Annotated in this window: 1 protein-coding gene; it reads right to left on the minus strand. The window is 57.9% G+C overall.

Features of this window, described 5'->3' with window-relative positions; all coding sequences use genetic code 11:
* A partial coding sequence (locus G5358_RS21500) for a PTS transporter subunit EIIC (protein WP_421324929.1) occupies nucleotides 1–707 on the minus strand: 707 nt, incomplete at its 3' end.
* Nucleotides 708–724: the final 17 nt, after the last annotated feature.

The following is a 724-nucleotide window of genomic DNA, read 5'->3' on the forward strand; positions in this document are numbered from 1 at the left end:
CCACCCAGGAAGTTCGGGATGTCGTTGATACCGGCCACGTTGAACCAGAACACGGAGTTCAGGGCGTGGTGCAGACCGATCGGGATCAGCAGACGGTTGAAGAAGGCGTAGATACCGGCACCGGTAGAGCCCAGGCTCACGATGGACTCACCGAAGGAGACCAGACCACCGTAGATTGCCGGCCATACGGCCATCAGGATGAAGGATACGACGATCATCACCACGGAGGTTACGATCGGTACCAGACGACGACCGGAGAAGAAGGAGAGTGCCTTGTGCAGCTCGACGCTGCTGAAGCGGTTGTACAGCTCAGCGGCGATAACACCACACAGGATACCCACGAACTGGTTGCTGATCTTGGCAAACGCGGCAGGAACCTGCTCCACCGGGATGCTCTTGATCTGGGCCACAGCGCCCGGGCTCAGCAGGGTGGTAACGACCAGGAAGCCGACCAGACCTGCCAGAGCAGCAGAACCGTCTTTATCCTTGGACATACCGTAAGCGACACCGACTGCGAACAGTACGGACATGTTATCGATAATGGCTGCGCCCGCTTTAATCAGGAAGGCAGCCAGCGCACTGTCACCACCCCAACCATTCGGGTCAATCCAGTAGCCAACCCCCATCAGGATCGCTGCGGCAGGCAATACCGCTACCGGCACCATCAGGGCACGGCCGATCTTTTGCAAATAACCGAGAATGTTCACGGTTCCTCTCCTTAGTT

The organism is Aeromonas sp. 604176, assembly GCF_049170755.1.
Lineage (GTDB): Bacteria > Pseudomonadota > Gammaproteobacteria > Enterobacterales > Aeromonadaceae > Aeromonas > Aeromonas veronii_A.